This is a genomic window from uncultured Methanobrevibacter sp. (assembly GCF_900314695.1).
Taxonomy (GTDB): Archaea; Methanobacteriota; Methanobacteria; order Methanobacteriales; family Methanobacteriaceae; genus Methanocatella.
Map to the genome: position 1 here is coordinate 1 of NZ_OMWD01000029.1, position 26,248 is coordinate 26,248.

Sequence of the window (26,248 nt, forward strand, 5' to 3'; positions counted from 1 at the left end):
GAGGATTAAAATATTTAAAGTTTACGAGTGTTGGCAGAAATTATTGAGTTTTAATAACTGTTCACTTTTTAACTAATTTTTCTATTTTTTTCTAAATTATGTTCAAGTATAAAATGTAAAAATTTTTTTCAATGATATGTCGCTATTTTTTAAATTAACTTCGCCCTCACCAGTAATTTAGTTCAATAATTTATAATAATTGTCAATATTTAATTTTAATAATTTTTAACTTATTATTCTTAATAAAAGTTATTAAAATCTATTTATATTAGAAATAACAAATATATAAGTAATTATAATTAATTCTATAATTATTCAATTGAATATAGGAGTTTCTGATTGATATGATTTGGAATAACAATATTTTGAGTGATAAAAGTAGGGAAATTGATGAAATGGAGGAAGAATTTCAACTTATGTACCTTGCATCAACAATCGTTGATGGTACTTTCAATTTCTTTAAAATTGAACGAAAAACTTCCAAAGTGGGAAAACCTTCTTTTAACCTTAAAGATATGATAAAACTAATTTTTTATGGATATATGAATAAAATAACAAGCACTGTGGAATTGGCTTACAATGCAAAGTATAATCATTTGTATAATTGGATTTCACATGGCATTGAACCAAGTGATAGGACAATACGGGATTACTGTAAGTATTTTCAACCGATTTACCAGTTAATCATGAGTTTTATCTTAATTGTGGCCAATAGGATTGGTTTAACTGATTTTGAACATATTGCAATCGACGGAACAATTAAAGGTGCTTACAATTCGCCTTTCAATATAATTAAAGAAAAAGACATTAGTTTATTAATAAAGCATTATATGGTTGAAGAATTGTCAAAAGAAGAAATAAAAAAGCTTAGAAGAACAGCACGAAAATTTTTAGAGGATAAATCAAAATCGGATGAAGAAAAAGTTGATATTCTTTTTTATTGGCGACATTTGTTGGATTATTCTGGCCAGGTGTCGCTTGCTTTAAACGATTATGATGCTCGACTCATGAAAACTAAAGATAATGGTCAGAAATATCCTAAATTTTCATTTAACATTCAGTTGGGCACTGATACGAAATCGAAGTTAATATGTGGAGTTAATGCAGTTCAAAATCCCACGGATCACTATCAAATTCCTGCATTAATGAATCAAATCCTCGTTAATTTACAAATTAAACCCCAAAAAATTAGCGCGGATACAATCTATTCAACACTAGCAAATTTGAATTATCTAGATTCATTAGGAGTAACTGCTTTAATTCCAACAAAACAGCAAAATAGAGAGAATTCAGGTAATCTACCTGACAATCCATTTGCTATAGATTATTTTGTTTTTGAGGAATATAAAAATGTTTTCATTTGTCCAAATAATGAAGAATTAACCCTTGATGGAGCATATCGTGCTCCACAAGAAAAAGGAGGGGGAAATAAAATCAAATTAGTCTATTCAAACTATCAAGCCTGCAAAAATTGCAAATACAAAGGAACCTGCTACACAACCAACCACAGAACAATAACAAGATACGTTCACGAAGTTACATACAAAGTAGAACGATTAATGTCCACTAAAGACGGAATAAAAGACTATAAACTACGCTCAAAGACAGTAGAAGCACACAACGGAACTTTCAAAAGAATTTATCACTACGATTACATTCCCATAATTGGCTTAAAAAGAGTACAGAATCTAATGTTCACAATTGTAGCATCCTACAACCTAATAAGACTATTTAATCTCATTAAAGAGAATAAAATGGATTTATATTCAATTATAAGTGCAATACAGTTCATATCACAAACTTAAAAAAACCAGGTTATCAAAATCAAAAAAAGGAGAAATTAAAAATGTTCAAAATTAAATAATTTCTGCCAACACTCTTTACTATAAAAAAAAAAGAAAAAAAGAAAGAAGTGGAATTAGTATTCCACTGGGAGTGGTAATCCCATTTTAGCTCTTCTTTCACGTTCTTTACCGTTTTTGTCTTTTTTACCTTTAGCTAATTTTTCAAGTAAAGGAAGACCTGGTTTTACTTCGTCCATTGGTTTTGTTTCGATTAAACCAGCGTCAACAGCTGCTTTAAATACGGTTTCACCATCACCAGTTCTTGTTAAAACAGTAGACCATCCGTCAGGAGATCCAACAGAACCGGTTGATACGTCAGCCCATTCAGCAACATAGTCCATACAGATGTTACATCCAGCTTGTTCGTATCCGTGTGTTTCTTTAATAGCTAAACCTGAGTCTTCACCATCTTTGGTTAACCAGAATTTACCTTTACCAATGTCCATTTTAGTTGCATCTTGTAAACTGTCAAATCCTAATTTTGCAGTTGCAAAGGTGTCAAGAGAAGCCATTGGGAAGTTTTCCATACAGTAGATACCGATGATTAATTTGATTTTATCAGCGACAAATCTTGTGAATGGATAAGCTTGTGCTTTTCTTAAACCTTGGGTTTGACAAGGAGTTGATACTACACCAACTTTTTCTAAACCGTATTGACGTGTTGCTTCTTTTAATGCAGATAAGGTTGGGGACATTGAGTATTTAGTTCCTGCTGCTGCAATAACTTCATCAGCTGAGGTTACTACAGTAGGAATTGGTCTCCAATCTTCATCAGGAGTTCCAGCTACAACTGCACCTTCAATGATTCCTTCATCGAGTGCGTAACAGAGTAATGCTGAAACGATTCCTCCATCTTGGGATACGTCTAAAATTTTGCTATCAGTAGATCTTGCAGATACTGCTTCTTTATAAGTACCTAATACCATATCCATTCCTCCTAAAGTCCAGTTTCCTCTTTAATTCTTTTGATAGGTAACCATGCTCTTGGACACATTGCATAACAAGATCCACATTTAATACATCTGTCTCTATCACAGCTAGGTCTACCTTCAGAAAAGCCCATAGCTCTTGTTGGACAAGCTAGAGCGCAAGTTCCACATCCAGTACATAATCCGTTACGGATTATATTGGTTAATACATCACAGCCACATCCAGTGTTGCAAGCAGCTTTATCAATAGCAGGTTGTAAGTATTCCATGTCTCCGTTGCATAATGCTACAACAACTTTTGCAATCATTTCAGGAGCTACAGGACAACCAGGAAGTGCACAGTCAACTTTAACTAATTGGCTGATTGGTGCGAATGATTCGTGTTTAGGTTGTGCTTGTTGACCTCCACGTGCGAAGGTTGTGAAACAACCGGTCATAGCACAGGAACCGAATGCACAGATTAAACCTGATTTTTCTCTTGCCATTAAAAGTTCTTGGACACTGTGATCATCTTGTAAACAGACTGATCCTTCAATTAAACATAAGTCCATTTCAGGCATTTCTTCAGCGAAAGTACCGTGAACCCATTTGTCTACTAAAGTTTGTCCGTATACGATATCAACCATGTCAGTTAAAACTGTAGATAAAATGTCATAGTTTTCAGTTAAAGACATTGCATCTCCAGTACAACCACTTAAGTGTATGTAACCAATACGTGGTTTTGCTGAAGCAGCTTTTGGTTCTTCTGCAGGTGCTTTTGTTTCAACAGGAGCAGCTTCAACTTTTTTCTCTGCTTTTGGTGCTTTTGCTTCTTCAGCACCACCGAAAGCTTTTTTCAATTTATCAAACATTATTTTACCCCGATTTCATTTAAAATAATATCTATAGTCTTTGGAATCGCCTTTTCTACAGGTTCTGTTAAACCCATATCCACATCCGGAGTTGGTACTTCAGCAGGTTTGCAGCCAACAATTACAACCTCGCATTTGTTTTGTGAAATTTCACGAAGAGGGTCCTCAACAGTCATTCCATGAGGATTATCATATTTCCCTTGTTGCATTACACTTGGATCAAAGACATCCACCGTACCCGGTTCGGCATTGAATTCCACAACATCTATAACAATGAGTTTTTTCCAGTCATATTCAGAATATAATGGGAAAAAGTTAGTAGGCGCTGCAGTTCCTCCGTCAACGAATTGAACACCATCAGGCAATGTTTTGTTAGCAACTTTCTCTTCAATTTCCTTTAAAATATCCTTATCAAATTCATTTTCAACGAAGTCTGTAACAGCGGGATCATAATAGTCATTTTTATCATTAAATAACTTTTGTAATAAGTTAATGACAATTGGACCGTATCCATCATCTTTAAATAGAACATTCCCGCATCCAATAACAATTATGTCCGAATCATAAGGCATTAATTAATCCTCCCAAATACTTAGATTCTCACCATTTCATTTTTAAGAATGGATTTGTCTTCATCGTCAACTACCATCACATGAGTTGCACAGGATAAACATGGATCGTAAGCTCTGATTACATGTGGACCAAACTCATGGTGGAATCCTTCAGTTGCAGGACCCATTGTTGGAATGTTCCAAGTAGTTGGTACAATTGCTGAGTAGAATTGGGTTTTACCATCTTTGACTTGAGCCATGTGTACGTCAGTTCCTCTAGGACCTTCTATGACACCAAATCCGAGTTCACCAGTTCCTCTTTTATCGTATGATACGTTTGCAGGTGCTGCAGGATCAATTGCATCTAATGCTTCTAAACAAGCATCATAGTTTTTCAACATTTCGTCAGCACGAGCTGCATGTTGAGCAATTACACCTTTATCTTTAAATCCAGCGAATTTTTCCATTCTTGCTCTTGGACCAGTTTCAACATTAGTACCTTCCCATAATGGAATTACTGAACATGCTTTTTTACCAATGTCTGGTTCATCATACCATGCTTCAGGTAATACTTCTGAGAATTTGTCCATATCGAAATCGTTGGTACCGTAAGTTGCATCCATTGCCATTAATGGTTGGTTAACTACACCTAAATCTTTAGGTAAACCAGCTTCGAGTACGCAGTTTTTAATGAATTCAACGTGTGCTTCAAGTTTTGGTTTTAAAGCATTCATTCTTTCGATTAATCTTTCTTTGGTGAATGGTGTAATGTTTCTTGCCATTCCTCCAACTCTTACATCGGATGGGTGGATACCTTCACCAGCAATCATGTCTACAACATATTGAACATGTTTTCTTACTTCACTTACACTGTTAACTGCATCTGCGAATTTGTCCTCAGGGACAACATCCGGTGCAACTAAGAAGTGGTGAATTGCTGCACTGTTAATACCGTGTGCTGCTGCGACAGCTTTTCTTAACAATTTTCCTGCTTTAGGAATTTCAATACCTAAAGCCATATCCATAGCTTCTGCAGATGCTAAAGTGTGTGGAATTGGACATACTCCACAAATTCTTTGACATAAAACAGGAGCGGTTTCAGGAGCTTTGTTAAGAACCATTTTTTCTAAACCCCTAACAGGAGTTATACTTAAATACATCCCTTTTGTAACTATCCCTTCATCGTCTACTTCCATGACAAGTTCGGCATGGCCCTCTTGACGAGTTGTAGGAGATATAACTACTCTATCTTTCAAATTTGTCACCTCAATTTTAAAACTTAGAAACTAACATTAATATTATTTGTTTAATTATTTATATATAGTAATCCTAAAAAAACAGATAGAAATATATATAAAAGATAAAAAACTTAATTATATTATTATCTTTAATATAAGTTATAGGAGGGATAATTTTGGAAAAATCAAATATAATTATTTCAATAATTATTGTGTTATGTATTGCAGCAGCAGTTGCAGCATATGGAATAACAAATAGTGACAATCCAATTTTCTCAGATTTATCCAGTATGCAGGGTAAAGACACAGGACATGGACTTGGAAACAATTCCTCAATAAACAAAACAAATGGATCTTCTGTAGCAAGCACTGCAGGTAGTGCAAGCAGTTCAAGTTCCGATTCAGGTTATAGTGATGGTGGATCAAGTTCTGGATCAGACTCAAGTGATTACAGTAGCAGTAGCAGTAGTAGCAGCAGTAGTAGCAGTGATTATTCCCCAGATAGTAGTTCAAGTTCCAGTTCAGGTACTTCATTATCTTACTCAGATGCTCAAAGTATCGCAGCAGGTGCAGTTTCAGAACCTGGATGCTATGCTGGAGGAGGATACTATTCTGATGGATACTGGTATTTCACAGTATATGACCAAGATGGAAATGCTGTAGATTCCATAAGTGTTAGCGATTCAACAGGCGCTACTGGAAGAGGTTAAATTTTAACCTTCTTTTTTATTTTTTTAAAATAATAGATAAATATATATAATAAGAAAAATAAATTATATAATTGTTGTAATAGAGGGCCCGTAGCCTAGCTGGATAGGGCGTCGGACTTCTAATCCGAAGACCCCGGGTTCAAATCCCGGCGGGTCCGCTCTCTTTATTCTTTTTCTAAAAAAAAATTTTAAAATATTATTTTAATTATTTTGGGCTTGTAGCCTAGTCTGGAAGGGCGTAAGACTCCTAATCTTAAGATCGAGGGTTCAAATCCCTCCAAGTCCGCTTTAAAAATTATCTAAAGTAACTAATTTTTTTGTTTTATTCTCTTTAACTTTATTATCAAAGAGAATTTTACCGTATTGACCCCCACCACCTGGAACAACATTAATTGAATTGTTTCTAAACGATTCAATAATATTTGCAACATCAGAGTCAATTTTTTTAATTTCATCTAATGAAACATTAATTAAAACATCAATTTCGCTTCCAAAAGCATCAATCAGCTTTTGCCACCTATTTTGAACAGTTTTTGTGGTAACCCCTTTATTTAAAAGCGTTGCTATCAACTCTGCAAGAGGCATTAAATGAACATACTTTGGCCTAAAATCAGGATGTTTAGGTTCGTCATAATCAGCAATCTCAGATATTCTAAAATCAACACCTTTCTTTATCCTTCCGCCACAATCACATTTCATCTTATTTTCCTTTGCAACTTCAGGATCTATTATTTTGAAGCATCTTGTACATGCAGTCATATGATATTTTCCAAGATTTGGCACAAGACCATAATTTGCCTGAATCTTATTGTGCTTTATTGAATTTTTTATCGAAGAAAATGAAATATCTTTGAGTTCTAATGCATTAAATTCCCTGCCCAACCTATGAGGCCATGGAGAATGCGCATCGGAATTAGTTAAAAATGGAAAATCGTTAAGTTCTCTAATCCTGTCAGCCATAAACGTGTCTGCAGACAAGCCCAATTCAACAAAATCAGGTCTTTTCTCATAACAATCAAAAATACTATCATAGGATTTATACATACCAGTCCATGGAGTAAATGCATGTGCCGGACCAATCAAACAGTCATATTCCCTAACCATTTCCAAAAGTTCAGCTCCCAAGTATCCTGTTCTTGGCCTACCATCACTATTCTTATTTTTTGATACCAACTTTTCAGATAATTCTCTTGCAATTTCAATGTTTGGAATGATGATTAAATGATGGATTCTATGTTTTCCTTCAACTTCACATGTCAAAACAAAGTCCGTTCCATCAGCAGTATAGATGCCATCTCCAGAATAGGTGGTGCTTTCTTCAATTATATTTAACCAACCTGGATGGAACGCATCCCCAGTTCCTAAAAGCTGAAGACCCTTTAATTTAGATTTTGGAGCCATATTCTTTATTAACATGTCTTTTGATGATGCTGATGAAAAACAGCTGTGAACATGAAAATCTGCATTTACTAACATGTTTAAAAATTATAATTCATATTATATTAACTTATTTAAAATGCTTTTAACATCTTCAATCGGATATTTATCCTCTTTTAGTTTAAAATCAACTGTTAGCCCATCTTCATTAACAGAGTCTGAATAAGGGTTCAAGTCCTTTAAAAATGAGTTAGTCTTGTTAATCAAATCAATTAACTGATTTTGATTTGTTGGATATGCAAGTTTTAATGTTGGAATGCCCAAATCCTCAACCATCTTGACAGTAATGCTATGGGCGTTATTGCAGGCATTTCCCCCAAACAATATCAAATCATTTAAAGCATTATACATTTTAATGTAATTTTTTGGCCTTTTTCCTATAATAATCGCTGCATCAGCATTATTCAAAACCCGAGACAACAAAAAAAGCCTCCCCCTTATTCCAGAAGGAATTTCACTTGAAGAATATGTATGCAATAAGTTGTCATAAGTTAAATTACCCTCACAAATGTCCATATTGTCATATTTGGAAAAGTCTGAGGGAGACAAATAAGAATGTCCATTTTTTTCTATTAATGGAATAACAATCATTGCCGCATCGGGCACAACAATAACATTCATAATCTAAAAAAAAAAGTTAAAAAATGATATATTGATTATCCAATATATCTTAAATCATCTGCAGTTCCAGCATTAGCCTTATTTATTAAATCTTGTTCCATTTGTTGAGCTTTAGCAATCATTTGTCTGGTTTCTTCAGCTCTTTCTTCTAATTTATCAACGTTGATTTCAAAATTAAGTAAATATGAAAGTTTGTTTAATATAGCTTCTGCAGATTCAGCATCAATGAAATAACCTGGGGTTTCACCCATAAGGCAAGATCCATGAATTCCTTGACGAACAGCCAAACCCAAAAAGAGTCCGGAAGCTCCGACAATGCCGCCATCATTAGATCTAATCTCAATATCTGCTTCTTTTAATAATTCAATATCCTCTTCATGAGTAGCCGCTCCTAAAACCTTTGGAATTTCAACAGGTTGACCAGTAGCCATCCCACCTAATGTAAAAATTCTATTTATATCGAATTTTCCGACATAATCCAAAATATCTTTACACATCAAATATTGACCTTCCGGAGTTAGAGCTTGAGTATTACCAACAAGAATAATTAAATCCAAATTATCTTCACCAACTTCCTTAAGATAATATAATTCATTAATCATATTACCGATAATGCCTTCCTCTTTAACAAGAACTTGAGGTGGAAAGGTTGGAGAATAGATTTCAGCAAATTTTGTAGCTCCCAATTCATCTATCATATGATCGGCAGCCAACTTACCAACATGACCAATACCAGGTAATGCTTCTATAAAAATAGGATTATTTAATTCTATTTCTTCTAAAGTAATTATTTCTGTAACGTCCATATCCTATTTCTCCTTCATTGCTTCTTTTTTTAATATACGACGATATTTACCGTATTTATCTTCAACAGAAAATTTTGGAGGATAAATAACTTTAAGTTGCCCGCCACATTTTGGGCAAGCATCTTTTAAAGTATAAATTCCGCAATCGGGACATTTATTCATTTTCATATTCATAAAAATCTAATTATCTAACTCTCTTAAGAAAGCACCATTTCCTTCAGATTCTTCAACAACTGCAATACATCTGTCAGCAGCAGCTTTGAGAGCTTTTTCAGCTAAAATATAATCAGTGGATTTGACAGTGATTCTGTATCTTGGTGCACCAACGCATTGAACTTTAATTTCTTCCTCTTCATCACCGTTGTCTTCAGCGGCTTTGAGAGCGGAAATAATGACTTCAACACCGTTTGGCACGAAAGTTTCAATATCAACATAACCACTAATATGAACTTCAGGAGGAGTGATATTCTTTTTAGCTACTTCAGTAATAGCATCAGCCCAATCTTGAGGGATTCCTTCTTCAGTAAGTGATTCTGCACCTTCATCAGCAGCAGTTTCAAAAGCACCATAAACATCCCCAAAGATGTCCATAAGTTCATAACCTACTTCATCATAAGCTTCATCTAAAGTTTTACCTAAAGATTTAGCAGATAATTCTAAAAATTTTTCAGCTTTTTGTTCAATTTTCCAATGTTGGATTTTTTTAGTTCTTTGATCTTCACGGATTCTTTTTAAAGAAGCATCCACATGCCCTTTCTTAGGATTTACTCTGAGAACACGACAAACGATTTTTTGGTTTTCCCTTACATGATCTCTGATATTTTTAACCCAACCAGAAGATACTTCAGAAATATGAATAAAAGCTTCTTTGCCCTGATATTCTTCTAATTTAGCAAAAGCCCCATAATTAAGAACTTTGTAAACAGTACCGACAATAAGTTCCCCTTCATCAGGCCATTCTTGACTTTTTCTTACCATACTCTCACCAACATTAAATAAAAATTATAAAAAATAGTAAAAAATAAGTTGAAAACTAGAAATCTAGTTTAAAACTTTTTCAATGTGTGCTGTGATTTTAGCTTTAGCACCACGAGATTTGACAAGGGTTTTACCACAAATAATACATTTTACGTCAGAAGCTGCACGATCAAAGATTATTTGTTCATTGTCACAATCTAAACATTTAACTTTTAAAAAGTTTCCTCTTCCTTTACTAACCATGTTAATCACCTATTTTGCTACAAATTCTGGTTTTCCAGTTCTGAAAGATTGTTTAATGTGAGATTTACCACATTCTTTACATTTAAGTCTTAAGTCTAATTTTTTAACAGGTTTGTTTCCAGCAGGTAAAGGCCTTGGATAACCTCTGTAACCAGCAGTTACACGTCTGAATTGTCTTTGTCCCCAAGTTAATTCACTAGCTTTTCTTTTTTTAGCAGTGTGTACCTCATGCATAGTGTGTTTTTTACAGTGAGGACAGTATGTTCTTTTTTCTTTTGGTATTTTCATTTTTTCACCGTATTAATAAGTCATTGTAAACCTATCCATGAATTTATCTAAACTCAAATTTTATTAGAAAACGTTAGAGATTAAAACTGCATTGTAACGCATCAAGTCTACAGACAGCAAAAATCCAAATTATAAAAAAATATAATTTTTTAATATCACAAATAGATACATTCATTATATATATTTATCAAGTTATTTAAAGTTAATCCCAAACTGCTAAATTTTAACTTGTCTGCCCTTGCGATTTTTAAAAAATATTTTGGCATTTATCAAAGGTAAGGTTACCAAATCCTGAGGCATGAAAGGACCATAAACTTTTTCATCAACACCCACAATAGCACCAATTTCATCAAAAACCAACATTGTAACAAGTTCTGTTTCCTTAGCAATTTTTTTGGCCTCAAAATCATAAAATTCTTCATTTTCATCTAAAGCATTGGGATTTTCTTCAATATCATTATTTTGAGGTTTAGTCGCTTTAGGCATGTTAACAGCTTCTTTTTTTGAAATTGCATTTTGGGAATTGATGATTTGCTTTTCAATAGGTTCCCTTTTCTCGCCAACAATAGGTTTGGCTTTAGAAATTTCATCTAACCTATTCAATACTTCATCATCTTCCTTTTTTTCAACAGGCTCTGGAGAAATCAATGTATTGGATTGTGTTTCTTTTGGTTTGATTATTTTTTTATCAATAATCTCTTCTTCGTCTTCAGCCAATTTTTCCAATGAAATGTTTTGCCTATGATTTTTTAAAGTGTCGACTAATGAAAAATAAAATTTTTCCTCTTCAGGAGTTAAATTTAAAGGAGTAGTATCAATCAAATCAAACTGGGGAGTGCCAGTGAATAGATGATATGACCTGTGAATATTCAAAACTGCAGAATTTGTAATTTTTGTTTCTCTTCGCTGACAAATGTCAGTGGCAATTATCTGAGCTTCTTTAAGCATTGCAGGTGCCTTTGAAAAGGGATCATTAATTGCTTCTTGCTTTAACATGTCCATGTACACATGCATATCATTGTAAAAAGTTTCATCTACACGAGCAAGGGTACCGTTATTCCTTTCTTTTTTCTGAATACTGCGCAAAGTTTTGTAAAATTGATCCACTTAATACCATCTCTAAAAAAAATTTTTAAAATAAAAAAAAGTTAAACAAATGAAATTATTCATCTGTTTCTAATCTAGGAGCAAGCAAGAAACTAAGTTTACCGTCACCAGTAACCATATTAAGAGTTAAACTTAATGGCATATCAGTACCTAAACTAATTTCAGCTTCCTCTGAAAATTTATCTGCTTTAAGCATTTCTCTAATCTTATCCAATGAGAATAAAGCTTTTGCATGTTCTTGAATATTTTCACCGTGAAGATATTTGATGCTTGCATCACCGAATTCACCGTCAGCAGATGCGATAAAGTAATCTTCATCAACTTCAAGTATAATTTTGTCTGAAAATATATCAATATCATTAATACTGTCTTTTAAGATTGAGAAACGAACTTTGAAGTTAGTTGGGTGTTCAATACTTGGTGGGACTGGGTTATCATATTCAATATCTATTAATCTAATTTTAAAAGTCCTAGTAGCGTCCCCTTCAAAAGTAATGATGAAATTATTATCATCTACAGACATTAAAACCCTATCCTGAGATTTAGCACGTTTAAGTACTCTCATGAACTCATCAGTATCTATGTTGATTTTTTCAGGAACATCACAAACATATTCATCAAATAAACTAGATTTTAACTCTAAATGTACGAAAGTTATGTGACTACGGTCTAAGGCATCTAATCTCATGCCTTCACTATCAGTTTGAATTTGTACTTCATCAACAATTGATGAAATAGCATCAAAACTGGTTTTTAATATATTAGAATCACTTAATTCTGCTTTAAACATAAATAATCCTCTTAGTTAAAATTATATATTATGAATATATTTTTATATTTATTATTTAATAAGTGTTTTCATTATTTGAAATTTTTAATTGCAAGCCTTTTTCATGCTTGAAACATACTCTTTCAATACAGATGTTGCATCTTCACCATGTTCCTCAATTATTTTTACAATAGCACTGCCAACAATAACCCCATCAGCAATTTCACCGATATTTCTAGCCTGTTCGGGAGTATTGATGCCAAATCCAACAGCCAATGGCAAGTCTGTTACATCACGAATATCTTCTAAAATTGACTTTAAATCTGTTTTTATTTCAGATCTCATTCCTGTAACTCCCAATGATGAAACCACATAAATAAAACCACTTGCATCACAGGCAATCTTTTGAATTCTTTCTTTGGAAGTTGGAGCAATTAATGATATAACATCAACATCATTTTTGCGGGCAATATCGACAATTTCCCCTTTTTCCTCATAAGGCAAATCAGGAGAGATAATGCCGTCAACACCTAACTCATTACATTTCTTAAAGAATTTTTCATAACCATAAAAGAAAACAGGATTAATATAAGTCAGGAATACCAGGGGAACATCACTTTTAGTGCGAACCGCTTTTACTATATCAAAAACATCATCGGTTGTTGTATTGTGTTTTAATGCACGCACATTTGCATCCTGAATTACAACACCTTCTGCCATAGGGTCTGAAAATGGAATGCCTATTTCTATCAAATCACATCCTGCTTCTTCCATAGCCAATATGAATTCAACTGTTTTTTCTATGCTTGGGTCTCCAGCAGTCAAAAATCCGATAAATGCTTTTCCATTTTTGAATGCATTAGCAATCTTACTCATTTAAATCAACTCCCCTATATTCTGCAATTGATCGTACATCCTTGTCACCCCTTCCAGATAGACAAATCATTATAATATCATCCTTATTCATTTTTGGAGCAATTTCCATAGCATAAGCAACTGCATGCGCACTTTCAATAGCTGGAATAATCCCCTCCATTCTTGATAGGTATTCAAATGCATTAACAGCTTCTTCATCAGTAACAGGAACATATTCTGCCCTACCACTATCTCTTAAATATGCATGCTCAGGACCTACACCAGGATAGTCAAGACCTGCTGAAACTGAATATACCGGTGCAATTTGGCCATATTCTCCCTGATTAAAAACAGATTTCATTCCATGAAAGATGCCGATTTTACCCTTTGTTAAAGCAGCAGCATTATAAGGAGTGTCAATTCCTTTTCCACCAGCTTCACATCCTATTAATCTTACGTCTTCGTCATCAATAAAATTATAGAATGCTCCCATCGCATTACTTCCACCACCTACACATGCAATAACAGCATTTGGCAACCTTCCTTCTTTTTGAAGAAATTGTTCACGAGCTTCAGCACTAATTACAGCCTGAAAATCTCTTACAATCATTGGAAATGGATGTGGTCCCATAGTAGAACCAATCACATAATTTGTATCATGAACACGTGCAATCCAATCTCTAAATGCATCATTTACAGCATCCTTTAGCGTTTTAGTTCCAGATTTTACTGAATGTACCTTTGCACCCAACAATTCCATACGGTAAACATTGAGTGCTTGTCTTTTGGTATCCACTTCCCCCATAAACACTTCACATTCCATATCAAGCAATGCTGCAGCAGTTGCAGTAGCTACTCCATGCTGACCCGCACCTGTTTCAGCAATTACTCTTGTCTTACCCATTTTTTTAGCAAGTAATACCTGACCCAACACATTATTGATTTTATGAGCACCTGTGTGGTTCAAGTCTTCACGCTTTAAATAAATCTTGGCTCCGCCAAGGTCTTCAGTCATTCTTTTAGCATAATATAATAAAGAAGGTCTTCCAGCATATTCCTCCAATAATATATTTAGCTCATCTACGAATTCTGGATCATTAATATAATAATTATATTGTTCTTCCAAGTAAAGTAACTCATTCATTAATGTTTCAGAGATGTATTGGCCACCATATTCACCATATCTTCCATTACTCAACGTATTACCTCCATAATCTCTTTGATTTTAAATTCATCTTTAAATCCATCAGTTTCAACACCAGAACTTAAATCTATTGCATAAGGTTTAAATTCACTTATAGCTTTGGATATATTCGAAATATTAATTCCCCCAGCTAAAAAGAAGTCTTTGTTTAAGTCATTTCGTATTAAATTCCAGTCGAAAGTTCTTCCACTACCCTTACCACTGTCAAGCAATAGATAATCAGAAATTGAATTGTCATATTCCATCAAGTCTTTTTCATCAGACATTTCAATTGCATTAATTATTTTCAGTTCATAGTTTGTATTTTCTTTTAATTTCCTAATATAATCTTCACTTTCACTACCATGAAGTTGAGCAATTTCAATAATGCCTTCATCGAATAACTTTACGATTTCATCAGCATCGGCATCTACAAAAACCCCAACAGACACAATATCAGGACTTAAATTGCTTTTCATTTCTGATGCCAATTCATGAGAAACCTTTCTTTTTGAATTTGCAAAGACAAAACCTATATAATCTGGCTTATATTTATTAACAATTTCTATATCCTCCAATCTCTTAAGTCCGCAGATTTTGATTTTAACCATTCTTCAACTCCGAAATTAAAGATTTTTTATCATCACTTTTCATTAAAGTTTCACCAATTAAAACTGCATCAACATTATTTTCTTTTAATTTGCTAACATCTTCCTTTGTTTTAATGCCACTTTCAGAAATAAATACTATATTATCACTTACGCATCTACGTAGACTTATACTATTATCAATATCTACACTAAAATCATTGAGGTTCCTATTGTTTACGCCAATAATTTCTGCACCAACATTCATGGCAGTTCTGATTTCATCACCATCATGAGTTTCAACAATGGCTGAAAGGCCCAAATCATGAGCCAAATCTAAAAATTTCTTTAATTGAACAATGTCCAATATGGACACTATCAAAAGCACTGCAGAAGCTCCAAGCAATTTAGCTTCCCAAACCATATATTCATCAATGACAAAGTCCTTTCTTAAAATAGGAATTGAAACGTTTTCGGAAATCTCTTTTAGATAATCATTTGAACCCTTAAAAAAGTAAGGTTCTGTTAAAACTGAAATGGCAGATGCACCTGCAGATTCATATTCCTTTGCAATGCTTACATAATCAAAATCTTCACTGATTATTCCTTTTGAAGGGGAAGCCTTTTTAACTTCAGCAATAATTGCAATTTCAGGGTCTTTAAGCACCTCCTTAAATGGAAAATCTTTTGAAATTTCCATCTGAGAAACTTCCTTTTTAAGTTCATCCAATGATTTAATATTTTTAGCTTCAACCAATCTTTCCTGAGTTTTTTCAACAATTTCATCCAACATAATAATCAACAATTTGTGCATTCAATAAACTTTTCAAGCTGTTCTAAAGCCTTTCCTGAATCAATAATTTCCGCTGCAAGACTAACGCCTTCTCTTAATGATTCAACTTTTCCTGCAACATATAATCCTGCTGCCGAATTCAATAAAACAGCATTTCTCCTAGGTCCTTTTTCACCATTTAAAATAGAGAGAGTGATTTTTGCATTTTCTTTTGCATCTCCCCCAACAAGATCTTCTTTTGATGAAAATTCCATATCAAAGTACTCTGGAGATATCTCATAAGACATTGTTTTTCCATCTTTAAGTCCACATACAAAAGTTTTGTCACTAACTGATATTTCATCCATAACATCTAAACCATAAACAACCAGTGCAGACTTAACACCAAGATTTTTAATAACTTCAGTAAGTGGTTCGACCAAATCTTTATCGTATACTCCCAAAACCTGCATAGTAGCACCTGCAGGATTTGTCAAAGGCCCCAATATATTGAATATTGTCCTTATTGACAGTTCTTTTCTAACTCCTGCAACATACTTCATTGACAAGTGATAATTTTGAGCAAACAAGAAACATAAATTAATCTTTTTTAAGCATTTTAAACTTTTTTCGGGAGGTATGTTAATATTCACTCCCAACTCCTCCAACACATCAGCAGCACCACATTTACTTGATGCAGCCCTGTTTCCATGTTTTGCAACCGGAACGCCGGCTGCAGAAATCACGATTGAAGAGGTTGTTGATATATTGAATGTATTGGATCCGTCACCACCGGTTCCGACAATTTCCAAAACTTCCTCATCATTCAATAGTCTCACACAATGAGCCCTCATCGCTTCAGCAGAAGCAGTAATCTCATCAATTGTTTCACCCTTCATGGACATTGCAGTTAGGTAAGCACTCATTTGAACTTCACTCGCCTCACCACTCATGATTTCATCCATAGTTTGATATGCTTCATCATAAGTCAAATTTTCATGTTTATACACTTTTAAAATAGCTTCCTTAATCATAAAATCCCTTTTTCTACTTTTTCTATAAAATTTTTAATAATAATTAATCCGTCCGGAGTTAAAATTGATTCCGGATGAAATTGAAGACCATAGACATTATAATCATTATGTTTTACGGCCATAATCTCACCATCATCCTTTGCTTTTGAGATAACATCAAGACTATCTGGAATTGTGTCTTCCATCAAACTTAAAGAATGGTACCTGCCTACTGTAATTTCTGAAGGCAATCCTTTAAAGATAAAATCATAATCAAGTGAAATCCTGGAAGATTTTCCATGCATTAATCTTTTTGCATGAGAAACTGTACCACCCAAAGCTTCACAAATTGCCTGATGGCCTAAACAAACACCCAAAATTGGTATTTTATCATGAAATTCTTTTACCAAATCCACGCAGATTCCTGCATTTTTTGGTTTACCCGGTCCTGGAGACAGGATAATACACTCAGGATTTAGATTGGAGATTTCATCAAGAGTTATCTTATCATTTCTATAAACCAAAATATCAGAATTAACTTCACCAACCAATTGGAAGAGATTATAGGAAAAACTGTCATAATTATCAATTAAAAGAATCATTCTAAACCTCCATCAGCAATTTTTAGAGCATTAATAACTGCAGCTGCTTTGTTCAAGCATTCATCAAATTCCGTATCCGGCACACTATCGGCTACAATGCCTGCACCTGACCTAATAAATACCTTATTATTTCGTGCAAAAGCGATTCTTATGGAAATGCAAGTGTCAATATTGCCGCTTAAATCCAAATAACCAATAGCTCCGCCGTAAATTCCCCTTTTATTATTTTCAAGCTCATTAATAATTTCACAGGCTCTTATTTTTGGAGCACCGGACAATGTCCCTGCAGGCAAAATTGAATCTATGGCTACAAGAGAATCCAAATCGCTTCTTAATATTCCGCTAACGGTGGACCCAATGTGCATAACATGAGAAAACCTTTCAACTGAGAGATATTTGTCAACAGTTACTGAACCTATCTCTGAAATTTTTCCAATATCATTGCGTCCCAAATCAACCAGCATATTATGTTCCGCCAATTCCTTTTCATCAGCCAAAAGTTCTTTTTCAAGCATTAAATCTTCTTCAGGTGTTTTGCCCCTAGGCCTTGTGCCGGCAAGTGGAAAGGTATATAAATTTTTATCATTCAATTTAACCAATGTTTCCGGTGATGCTCCAGCTATTTCAACATCATTACTTGAGAAGTAGAACATGTAAGGTGAAGGGTTTGTAGTTCTTAATACTCTATAAGTATCAAACAAGCTTCCTGAAATTTCTGCTTCGATTCTGTTTGACAATACGACTTGAAAGATATCTCCCTCTTTAATATAATCCTTGGCCTTTTCAACCATATCGCAGTATTTTTCACGTGAAAAAACTGGTTTAAATTCTGACTTTAATTTTAAGGATTCTATTTCAGTTTTTTTACCATTTTTTATAAGATTTGCAATATCTTTTAGTTCGTCGCATGCCCTTTTATAATTATTTTCCAAATCATCAGTTTTGATATTTGAAATGATAATGATTTTTTGCCTGAAATTATCAAATGCAATCACCTTATCAAACAGCATTAAATCAATGTCCTTGAACTGGTCCTGATTTTCAGCATCCAAATTAAGTGAAGGTTCTGAATATTTAATATAATCATAGGCAAAATAACCAACGAATCCACCAGTGAACGGAGGAAGATAATCTAATTTCGGAGATTTATTTTTTAAAATTAAATCCTTAATTATGACGCTTGGATTATCGGTTTCAATTGTAACCAAATCATCATTGAATTCATTGAAATCTGCATCACCCTTAATTTTAACAACACCGTCCTGACATGTGAATTCCAAAAGAGGATCAAAACCTAAAAAACTGTATCTTCCCCATTTTTCCGCATCCTCTATACTTTCCAGCATGTAACAATGATTGCTGATGCCTTTTAAAATTCTTAAAACTTCTATAGGAGTTGCAATATCTGAAAACAATTCATATGATATTGGTATGCGTTTGTACTCCTCATTTTTTGCTATTTCTTTTACTTCTTTTATACTTGGGGAAAACATTTTATCACTAATATAAGATTTAATATAATGTACTATTTAAAACCTTGTTGTAACTTTTTGTACATTGTAAAATTTTAGTAAAAAAATTTAATTGATTTTATCCTGTTCTTTACTGAATTCAAGGACAATTTTTTTTATTTCTCGGCTTTCCAAATAAGGTAATTTTTCAGCAATTTCCTTTTCCAAATCCCTATTTAACTGCAACCTCTTTTGGACATACTCTTCACCCTCAAATTCACTGCGATATTGTTTATTTAAATTTGAATATTTGGTAATTAATGGCTGAAGAATAGTTCCAACATCTTCATCTAACTTGTCATTGATTATTTTTCTTTTTCTAATTTCAGATACATAACCAACGACTGTAACAAAAAATCCTAAAACGGTAATTGTTAAAGCGGGAACAAAAATCTTTTCATTATCCAAAAATGCAATAGTTATCAGAATCCCAATAAAAATTAGAAAAACACCAATTTTTCTTAAATCCATGAAAACACCTTTAAGATATTCTTTATTTTTAAATTATTTAAATATTATTCCAATTGGAATAGATAAATTTTAAGATTAAAATAAAAGAGACAATTGCCAAAACAGACATTGCCCCAACAACCAAATCATTATTAAATAAGATTTGATAAGAATCCAAATGATAAACGCTTTCACCAATCAAATTATTTAAAAAATGAGCAAAAATCGGAACGAAAATATTTTCACTCTTCAAATAAAGTAAAGCCATGCAGACTGCAAATATAAAAGCCGAAAATATGCTTCCAAAACCATGAAGAGATGCAAAAAGCAGAGAAGATATTAAAATTGCAAAGGTAGTCGGGACAATTATCTTCAATTTATTTAAAAAGATGCCTCTAAAAATCAATTCTTCAACTACCGGAGAAAGCAAAACCACCGATAAAAATCCTACAATCCCAAACAATTCAATGTTCAAACTCATAAAAGAACCGAAAATACTGTTTGAATCAACAACTTGAAGAATGAAATTTGAAAAATACAGCATCCCATAAGAAAAGAAAATATTCAGTAATACAACAGATCCGATTGTTTTAAAAGAAACCTTAGAAAATACCTTTAATAATTCAATTTTCAATTCATTAAATGAATTTCTTAACTTAAATATGAAATAGGCGAGAACAATCAAATACAAAAATGTTGAGTTAAATTTAATATTAAAAAAATTAAAACCTACCATCAATATACACAGTACAATGAAAAGCACCAATAATTCCAAAAGTGAAATTTTTTTAATTTTTTCATTAAATGATGACATGATATCTTAAAAAAAAATAAAAAATGGATAAAATCCAATAATTTTAATTTTTAACAAATTTACAAAAACTATAACACAAATAAACTAAATATCACATTATTAAAATATATTAAATAAATTTAGATACGCATTGCTAATGTTTACGAAAAATCTACTTTCCACAATCCATTATCAATTCCCCATTCGCTAAGTAATTACAAACATAATACTTACAAAATATATCTGCCAGATAATTTAATCTTTTTCAAAGATGAAAACATCTTCTATATGTTCTTTTCCCAACGTTTTAGTAATATTATAGGCTAATAATAAGGAAGGATTATAACGAGCGTTTTCTAAAGCATTTACTGTTTGACGAGTAACACCAACAGAATCAGCAAGTTCTTGCTGTGTCATCCCCAATTTCTGGCGAAACTGTCTTATTCTAGTTTCCATATAATCACCTATTTATATTTAAATATAAATGGTGTTACTATTTCTTTCATAATACCTATATAAATGTGTTGATATATTGAACAACATATAATAACCTTAATAAACAAATTTATAAATATAATGTTTATCTTAAACGTGCAAGAATACCCTGACTTCTTTAAGTCATGGATGAATTGCACCAAGGTAGGCATTACTTTTCAAATGCTATTTGATGAAATTTAAATAACAAGATAACAAAAAAATAATAAATGACAATGACACAATTAAATCAAACTTTTTCAACGATAAAAGCAATATTAATTGAATCTGTCTGAACCTTCGGGACGAGGGGGATAGCACGGTAATCCTATACTCCAAAGAGTATACAGCCCGTGAATTAAGAATCCTCAACTTCTATAAAGTTGAGGTAGTTCAAGAGATGATAAATTATGGCAATACATCCTATTGAATTTAGATATGGAACTCCCGAAATGAAAAAAATTTGGGAAGAAGAAAATAAACTACAAAAAATGTTAGATGTTGAATCCGCATTGGCACAGGCTGAAGGAAAACTTGGAATTATCCCTCAGGAAGTTGCAGATGAAATTGCTGCAAAAGCAAATACCAATTTTGTGAAATTAGAAAGAATGAAAGAAATTGAAGCTGAAACCAACCACGATATTGCAGCATTATCAAAATCAATTACTGAAGTTTGTGAAAATGGCGCTGGAGAATATGTTCATTTCGGAGCTACATCCAATGACATTGTAGACAGTTCAAATTCATTACTTATCCACGACTCCATTGAAGTATTGAAAGAAAAATTAGAAAGATTAACAAAAATAATGCTCAAATTAGCTGAAGAAAATAAAATGAAAGTATGTATTGGACGTACTCATGGTCAACATGCCCTTCCAACCACTTACGGAATGAAATTTGGAATTTGGGCAGACGAACTTCACAGACAATATGTAAGACTTGAAAACGCTGAAGCCAATGTCTGCATTGGAATGATGGACGGAGCAGTTGGAACAACTGCCGCTTTAGGCGAACAAGGTTGGGAAATTCACAAAAGCGTTGCAGAAATATTAGGATTACCTGCAGCTACAATTACAAACCAAGTTGTTCAAAGGGACAACCATGTTGAATTCATCAGCGTCTTAGCCAACATTGCAAGTACTTTAGATAAAATTGGACTAGAAATCAGAAGTTTACAAAGAACCGAACTCATGGAAGTTGGCGAATACTTCGACCCTGAAAAACAAGTTGGAAGCAGTACCATGCCGCATAAAATGAATCCAATTACTGCTGAAAGAATTTGTGGAGTTGCAAGAATCATTAAATCTTATGTAAATGCTGCTTTAGACAACAATCCTCTTTGGCATGAAAGAGACTTGACAAACTCTTCCTGTGAAAGAATAATGTTTCCGGAAAGTTGCATTTTAACCGATTACATTTTAAATCTGACAATTAAGTTAATGAACAATTTAGTATTCTACGATGAAAATATAGAAAGGAATTTGAATTTAACCAACGGTTTAATTATGGCAGAAAGATTAATGGCTGAACTTACCCGTGCAGGAATGGGAAAACAAACTGCATATGGAATTGTAAGGAAAAATGCAATTAAAGCCAATAAGGAAAAATTATTGCTTGGTGAATTAATCCTAGAAGATGAAGATGTTCAAAAATACTTAAATGAAGATGATGTTGAAAAAATAATGGATCCACATACTTATATCGGTTCTGTGCCAATTATCATCGATGAATTACTTGAAAAATCCAAAGAATGGTTTTAGGTGTAATAATGGCCAGTGTAAAAGAATTAAAGTCTATTGATTTGAATTCATTCACAATAATCGGAACTGGAATTAGCGTATTGATTGCCATATTAATGTCTATACTTATTACAATAGGAATTGGAATAATTTCACCTGAAAATTTTGCAATTTCAATATATGTCATTCCAACAATCATTGTTGGGTCATTTATTTGTGGAATTTATCAATATTTTTCAGACGGATTATTCTTTAATTTCCTCTCAAAAAAATTTAGAAACATCAATGTTGCATTTGATAATGACTCACTTGTTAAAGTATCCACTACCGAAACTGCAACAATTATTGCTACAATTACATTAATTCAGGTATTATTGATTTATTTGGTTTCAGTACTAATACTCCCATTGATTATTAATGCAACAATCCAAACATTAATGTTTGGAGGCCAACAATTAATGGCTTACAGTTTATATCAATTTTTATTAATTTTAAGCCAGCCAATAACAATCATAATGTTAATTTTTGGTTCATTCATCATAACATTCGTGTTTGTTTTAATTGGAGCATATATTTATAATCTAATTGCATCAAAAGGTAGAGTCATTACTTTAAAATTGTCTAAAGAAAATGAAATGACTGCTATAGATTCTATTGACATTTTAAACTTTGCAATTGCATTTACAATAATTGGAGGAGTATTAAGCTTAATTTTTGGAATCATAATGGTGATTAGTGGTGCAAACATAATGACATTAATTACCGATGTATGTGGAGGAGTAGTCTACGGATTCATTGTTGCAGCACTCACCGCAGCATCATACAACCTTTTAGCTCCAAAAATTGGAAAATTAAAAATAGAATTAATTGATTTATGAATCAATTAATTTTTACTTTCTCTTTTTATTTCAGGGACGTATCTCTTAAGCATCAATGAAAGAGATATTACTGTAACAGAACTCAATGCCATTGCCAAACCTGCCAAAGCAGGTTCAAATGTTATTCCAAAAGTAGGATATAAAATGCCTGCAGCTATTGGGATTAAAATAGTATTATACGCAAATGCCCAGAAAATGTTTTCTTTGATTCTTCTCATGACTTTTTTGGAAAATTGCACAGCAGCAACAACATTTTCCAAATCTCCTTCCATAATAACAATGTCCCCACTTTCCATAGCTATATCGGTTCCATTACCCATAGCCACACCAATATCTGCCTGAGTTAATGCAGGAGCATCATTAATACCGTCCCCAACAAATAAGACCTTTTTAGTATTATTCGCTTGAGTTTCCTTTACAATGTCCAGTTTATTTTCAGGAAGGATTCCCGCTTTGACATTATCAATTCCAACTTCACGAGCAACATTAAGCGCTGTAGACTCATTATCACCTGTCAACATATAAGTTTCAACATTCATCTTATGCAATTCATCAATAGTCCTTTTAGAATTGGCTTTAATCTTATCGGACAGACTTAAAATACCTTTTATTTTCTTATCCTGAGCCAAAAATATGATGGTTTTGCTTAGATTTTCAAGTTCATGATACTTCCCAACCGCTTCATCGGACACGCTAACATCAAAAGATTCCATCAAAGCAAGATTTCCTGCAAGAACTTCACTGGAGTTTAAATCAGCTTTAAGACCTTTGCCCGTTACGTTTTCAAATTCAGAAGTCTGATCAAGGTCTAAGTTTAATTCCTTGGCTTTGTTTACAATGGCTTTTGCTATTGGATGAGTTGAATTTTGCTCAATACTGGCGGCAAGCCTAATTAATTCCTCATCACTGATATCATAAGCGATAATGTCATCCACTTCAGGTTTTCCTTCAGTTATTGTTCCAGTCTTGTCAAAAGCAGCCACATCAATTTGACCGGCATTTTCCAAAGTATCTCCGTTTTTAATCAATATACCAAACTCGGCAGCTCTTCCAACACCAACAGTAACTGCTGTCGGAGTAGCCAATCCCAATGCACAAGGACATGCAACGACCAAAATAGAAATTAAGCAGGTTAGTGAAAACAACAATGAAGCGCCCAACACAAAATACCATATTAAAAATACAATGATGGCTATTGACAGGATAACTGGAATAAAGTAAGAAACAATGGTATTTGCAAATTTTTGAACCGGAGGTCTTGAAGATTGTGCTTTTTCAACCAAACGAATAATATTTGACAATACAGTTTCTTTTCCAATTTTTTCAGCCCTAATATGCAATACCCCATCCTGATTAATGGTTCCTGCAAAGACTTTTTCACCATCCTTTTTAACTTTAGGAATCGGTTCACCATTAATCATAGATTCATCAACATAAGACTCTCCACCAACAACTTCACCGTCTACAGGTATTTTTTCACCGGGTTTTACAAGCAATAAGTCATCCAAAACGATGTCTGCAATTGAAACCTCTTTTTGAGATACGATTTCACCATTTTCATCAATTTCAATAGCAGTTGCAACAGTCGGTTGAAGACCTATTAAATCACGAATAGAGTCGGAAGTACGTTTTTTAGCTCTTGCTTCAAGATATCTTCCAATCATTAAAAATGAAGGAAGCATTACTGCAGAATCATAGAACATGAATGTATGGTCTAAAACAATGCCAAATGTTCCAAAGATACTTGACACATAAGCTACTAAAATACCCATCGAATACATTACATCCATGTTTAAGTTTTTATGCATCAATCCGTTGATTCCTGCTTTTAGAATAGGTAAAGAAACATATAAAAAAGGAACAATACTTACAATTAATGAAAGCAATCCCATCGAAGAAACGTTAATTCCAGTTGCTTGGTGAATGCTGTGGGTAAGACCCATTAACGGGTCCCAACCGCTGAACATTAAAATCATCAATATTGCTGAAAAAATCAAACCGACAATAATCCTATTGCGTTTTTCCTTTAAATCCTGTTGATAGATAGCTTCCTCATCTATTTCAGTTTGGCCTTCAACACCCAAAAGTTCAAAACCCAATGAAACTATAACCTCTTCTATCTCATCCAAGGTTACTTTTGATGAATCATATCTGATTCTTGCAGATTGAGAGGTCAAATCTGCCTTTACATCAAAAATGCCATCCAGACGGATTAAAAAATTCTCAACATTCATGGTACATGAAGCGCAATGCATTCCCTGAATTCTTATGGTCATTTCATCACAATGCAGATCAAAACCTAGGTTTTTGACCAAGCGCTCCATTTCTTCATATGAAATTTTTTTAGTATCAACTGTAATGTGTAGCTTATTTGAAGCCAAATCAGCATCAACTTCTTCTACACCTTCAATCTTTCCAAAAGTTTTATTTACACTTAAAACACAGGAAGCACAATGCATTCCCTCAATTGGTAAATCCATATGTTTATGCTTTACCATAACATCACAACCGTTCCAATTATATGAAACAATATATGGTTTTTAATCATTATAAAAGTTTAGGTAAACAAAAAAAAGTAATAAGTACCTCACATATACTTGATGTTAATGTCCTTGTGAGGAATTGTTCTCTTGAATCGCTTCTTAGGATATCCGATAATGAATGCTGAGTACATATGCTTATTTTTATCAATGGATGGGAAAAATTCCATCAATCTGTCATGGCCGATTTCATCAGCCTTAAGAATAAATAGAGAATAAAAACCGCCAAGTCCTAATGAATATGCAAGCAATTCCAAACGGGTATTGGCTATAACAGCACTTGTCTTATCAGTTGAAAATGTTAAAATTAACTGATGGCCCTGCCACAGTAAAGGATGATATTTTTTTGTTGAATTGTCTCTTATATAATCTCCAAATTCCTTTATCTTTAAAATGCAAGAATACCACAACTTCTGCAAGTTGTGGATGAATTGCACTATTGGGTGTACTGTCTTTTTTAATTAATTTTATTGTGTTTT

29 protein-coding genes and 2 tRNA genes are annotated in these 26,248 nt (G+C 33.2%); 6 read left to right on the forward strand and 25 right to left on the reverse strand.

Annotated elements, in window-relative coordinates; translation table 11 throughout:
• The first annotated feature begins 344 nt into the window (after positions 1-344).
• The gene (locus tag QZN45_RS09285) at positions 345-1,805 is read left to right on the forward strand and encodes a transposase (RefSeq protein ID WP_296812588.1); all 1,461 of its coding nucleotides are present in this window, start codon (positions 345-347) and stop codon (positions 1,803-1,805) included.
• A gap of 113 nt (positions 1,806-1,918) precedes the next feature.
• On the opposite strand, the gene frhB is transcribed toward QZN45_RS09285, so the two are convergent.
• Genes frhB through frhA form a run of 4 tightly spaced genes read right to left on the reverse strand, consistent with a single transcriptional unit; the run spans position 1,919 to position 5,431 of the window.
• Positions 1,919-2,770 (reverse strand): coenzyme F420 hydrogenase subunit beta, encoded by an 852-nt coding sequence (gene frhB, locus QZN45_RS09290; protein ID WP_292606066.1) that lies wholly within the window; start codon positions 2,768-2,770, stop codon positions 1,919-1,921.
• Between the two features lie 11 nt (positions 2,771-2,781).
• Entirely contained in the window at positions 2,782-3,624 is an 843-nt protein-coding gene (frhG, locus tag QZN45_RS09295; RefSeq protein ID WP_292606064.1) for a coenzyme F420 hydrogenase subunit gamma, read from the reverse strand.
• Positions 3,624-4,196 (reverse strand): coenzyme F420-reducing hydrogenase, FrhD protein, encoded by a 573-nt coding sequence (gene frhD / locus QZN45_RS09300; RefSeq protein ID WP_292881949.1) that lies wholly within the window; start codon positions 4,194-4,196, stop codon positions 3,624-3,626. The genes frhG and frhD overlap by 1 nt, the downstream gene beginning before the upstream one ends.
• A gap of 20 nt (positions 4,197-4,216) precedes the next feature.
• Positions 4,217-5,431 (reverse strand): coenzyme F420 hydrogenase subunit alpha, encoded by a 1,215-nt coding sequence (frhA, locus tag QZN45_RS09305; RefSeq protein WP_296812591.1) that lies wholly within the window; start codon positions 5,429-5,431, stop codon positions 4,217-4,219.
• A 158-nt stretch (positions 5,432-5,589) separates the two neighbouring features.
• On the opposite strand from frhA, the gene QZN45_RS09310 reads away from it, so the two are divergent.
• From QZN45_RS09310 to QZN45_RS09320, 3 genes are all read left to right on the forward strand, one after another.
• Entirely contained in the window at positions 5,590-6,123 is a 534-nt protein-coding gene (locus QZN45_RS09310) for an endoglucanase (RefSeq protein ID WP_292606058.1), read from the forward strand.
• 84 nt (positions 6,124-6,207) lie between these two features.
• Positions 6,208-6,281: transfer RNA gene (locus QZN45_RS09315), tRNA-Arg, on the forward strand.
• A gap of 54 nt (positions 6,282-6,335) precedes the next feature.
• A tRNA-Arg gene (locus QZN45_RS09320) sits at positions 6,336-6,409 on the forward strand.
• Positions 6,410-6,411: 2 nt separating this feature from the next.
• On the opposite strand, the gene QZN45_RS09325 is transcribed toward QZN45_RS09320, so the two are convergent.
• From QZN45_RS09325 to QZN45_RS09415, 19 genes are all read right to left on the reverse strand, one after another.
• Positions 6,412-7,599 carry a TIGR00375 family protein gene (locus tag QZN45_RS09325; RefSeq protein WP_292606056.1) on the reverse strand — a complete coding sequence of 396 codons (1,188 nt, stop codon included), beginning with the start codon at positions 7,597-7,599 and terminating at the stop codon, positions 6,412-6,414.
• Between the two features lie 21 nt (positions 7,600-7,620).
• Positions 7,621-8,181 carry a DUF2112 family protein gene (locus QZN45_RS09330; protein ID WP_292606054.1) on the reverse strand — a complete coding sequence of 187 codons (561 nt, stop codon included), beginning with the start codon at positions 8,179-8,181 and terminating at the stop codon, positions 7,621-7,623.
• A 35-nt stretch (positions 8,182-8,216) separates the two neighbouring features.
• The gene (locus tag QZN45_RS09335; RefSeq protein WP_292606052.1) at positions 8,217-8,987 is read right to left on the reverse strand and encodes a proteasome assembly chaperone family protein; all 771 of its coding nucleotides are present in this window, start codon (positions 8,985-8,987) and stop codon (positions 8,217-8,219) included.
• A gap of 3 nt (positions 8,988-8,990) precedes the next feature.
• Positions 8,991-9,161, reverse strand: a complete 171-nt coding sequence (locus QZN45_RS09340) for an RNA-protein complex protein Nop10 (protein WP_292606050.1) — start codon at positions 9,159-9,161, stop codon at positions 8,991-8,993.
• Positions 9,162-9,167: 6 nt separating this feature from the next.
• Positions 9,168-9,965, reverse strand: a complete 798-nt coding sequence (locus QZN45_RS09345) for a translation initiation factor IF-2 subunit alpha (protein WP_292606048.1) — start codon at positions 9,963-9,965, stop codon at positions 9,168-9,170.
• A 63-nt stretch (positions 9,966-10,028) separates the two neighbouring features.
• Positions 10,029-10,208: a 30S ribosomal protein S27e gene (locus tag QZN45_RS09350; RefSeq protein ID WP_042691937.1), complete on the reverse strand. Its 180-nt coding sequence runs from the start codon at positions 10,206-10,208 to the stop codon at positions 10,029-10,031.
• Between the two features lie 9 nt (positions 10,209-10,217).
• Positions 10,218-10,496 carry a 50S ribosomal protein L44e gene (locus QZN45_RS09355; protein WP_069575597.1) on the reverse strand — a complete coding sequence of 93 codons (279 nt, stop codon included), beginning with the start codon at positions 10,494-10,496 and terminating at the stop codon, positions 10,218-10,220.
• A gap of 216 nt (positions 10,497-10,712) precedes the next feature.
• Positions 10,713-11,603: a hypothetical protein gene (locus QZN45_RS09360; RefSeq protein WP_292606041.1), complete on the reverse strand. Its 891-nt coding sequence runs from the start codon at positions 11,601-11,603 to the stop codon at positions 10,713-10,715.
• Between the two features lie 55 nt (positions 11,604-11,658).
• Positions 11,659-12,393, reverse strand: coding sequence for a proliferating cell nuclear antigen (pcna) (gene pcn / locus QZN45_RS09365; RefSeq protein WP_292606039.1), 735 nt, complete (start codon positions 12,391-12,393; stop codon positions 11,659-11,661).
• An 84-nt stretch (positions 12,394-12,477) separates the two neighbouring features.
• The gene (trpA, locus tag QZN45_RS09370; RefSeq protein ID WP_292606037.1) at positions 12,478-13,248 is read right to left on the reverse strand and encodes a tryptophan synthase subunit alpha; all 771 of its coding nucleotides are present in this window, start codon (positions 13,246-13,248) and stop codon (positions 12,478-12,480) included.
• Complete coding sequence (gene trpB / locus QZN45_RS09375) at positions 13,241-14,425, reverse strand: tryptophan synthase subunit beta (protein WP_292606036.1); 1,185 nt, start codon at positions 14,423-14,425, stop codon at positions 13,241-13,243. The genes trpA and trpB overlap by 8 nt, the downstream gene beginning before the upstream one ends.
• Positions 14,422-15,021 (reverse strand): phosphoribosylanthranilate isomerase, encoded by a 600-nt coding sequence (locus QZN45_RS09380; RefSeq protein WP_292606034.1) that lies wholly within the window; start codon positions 15,019-15,021, stop codon positions 14,422-14,424. The genes trpB and QZN45_RS09380 overlap by 4 nt, the downstream gene beginning before the upstream one ends.
• Complete coding sequence (trpC, locus tag QZN45_RS09385; RefSeq protein WP_292606032.1) at positions 15,014-15,790, reverse strand: indole-3-glycerol phosphate synthase TrpC; 777 nt, start codon at positions 15,788-15,790, stop codon at positions 15,014-15,016. The genes QZN45_RS09380 and trpC overlap by 8 nt, the downstream gene beginning before the upstream one ends.
• A 5-nt stretch (positions 15,791-15,795) precedes the next feature.
• Positions 15,796-16,803, reverse strand: coding sequence for an anthranilate phosphoribosyltransferase (gene trpD, locus QZN45_RS09390; protein ID WP_292606030.1), 1,008 nt, complete (start codon positions 16,801-16,803; stop codon positions 15,796-15,798).
• The gene (locus QZN45_RS09395) at positions 16,800-17,384 is read right to left on the reverse strand and encodes an aminodeoxychorismate/anthranilate synthase component II (RefSeq protein ID WP_292606028.1); all 585 of its coding nucleotides are present in this window, start codon (positions 17,382-17,384) and stop codon (positions 16,800-16,802) included. The genes trpD and QZN45_RS09395 overlap by 4 nt, the downstream gene beginning before the upstream one ends.
• Positions 17,381-18,877: an anthranilate synthase component I gene (gene trpE / locus QZN45_RS09400; protein ID WP_296812592.1), complete on the reverse strand. Its 1,497-nt coding sequence runs from the start codon at positions 18,875-18,877 to the stop codon at positions 17,381-17,383. Before trpE ends, QZN45_RS09395 begins: the two co-directional genes overlap by 4 nt.
• Before the next feature lie 87 nt (positions 18,878-18,964).
• On the reverse strand, positions 18,965-19,366 hold the full coding sequence (locus tag QZN45_RS09405; RefSeq protein WP_292606024.1) for a hypothetical protein: 402 nt from the start codon (positions 19,364-19,366) through the stop codon (positions 18,965-18,967).
• 37 nt (positions 19,367-19,403) lie between these two features.
• Entirely contained in the window at positions 19,404-19,979 is a 576-nt protein-coding gene (locus tag QZN45_RS09410; protein ID WP_296812593.1) for a CPBP family intramembrane glutamic endopeptidase, read from the reverse strand.
• A 414-nt stretch (positions 19,980-20,393) separates the two neighbouring features.
• Positions 20,394-20,594, reverse strand: coding sequence for a helix-turn-helix transcriptional regulator (locus tag QZN45_RS09415; protein WP_296812594.1), 201 nt, complete (start codon positions 20,592-20,594; stop codon positions 20,394-20,396).
• Positions 20,595-21,022: 428 nt separating this feature from the next.
• Here QZN45_RS09415 and purB point away from each other — a divergent pair, with 428 nt between their 5' ends.
• Positions 21,023-22,372 carry an adenylosuccinate lyase gene (purB, locus tag QZN45_RS09420; protein WP_292606018.1) on the forward strand — a complete coding sequence of 450 codons (1,350 nt, stop codon included), beginning with the start codon at positions 21,023-21,025 and terminating at the stop codon, positions 22,370-22,372.
• Between the two features lie 8 nt (positions 22,373-22,380).
• Positions 22,381-23,229: a hypothetical protein gene (locus QZN45_RS09425; RefSeq protein ID WP_292606016.1), complete on the forward strand. Its 849-nt coding sequence runs from the start codon at positions 22,381-22,383 to the stop codon at positions 23,227-23,229.
• A 5-nt stretch (positions 23,230-23,234) separates the two neighbouring features.
• Here the strand turns inward: QZN45_RS09425 and QZN45_RS09430 are convergent, their stop codons facing one another.
• Positions 23,235-25,727 (reverse strand): heavy metal translocating P-type ATPase, encoded by a 2,493-nt coding sequence (locus tag QZN45_RS09430; protein ID WP_296812595.1) that lies wholly within the window; start codon positions 25,725-25,727, stop codon positions 23,235-23,237.
• Between the two features lie 89 nt (positions 25,728-25,816).
• Positions 25,817-26,188 (reverse strand): hypothetical protein, encoded by a 372-nt coding sequence (locus tag QZN45_RS09435; protein ID WP_296812597.1) that lies wholly within the window; start codon positions 26,186-26,188, stop codon positions 25,817-25,819.
• Positions 26,189-26,248 lie beyond the last annotated feature (60 nt).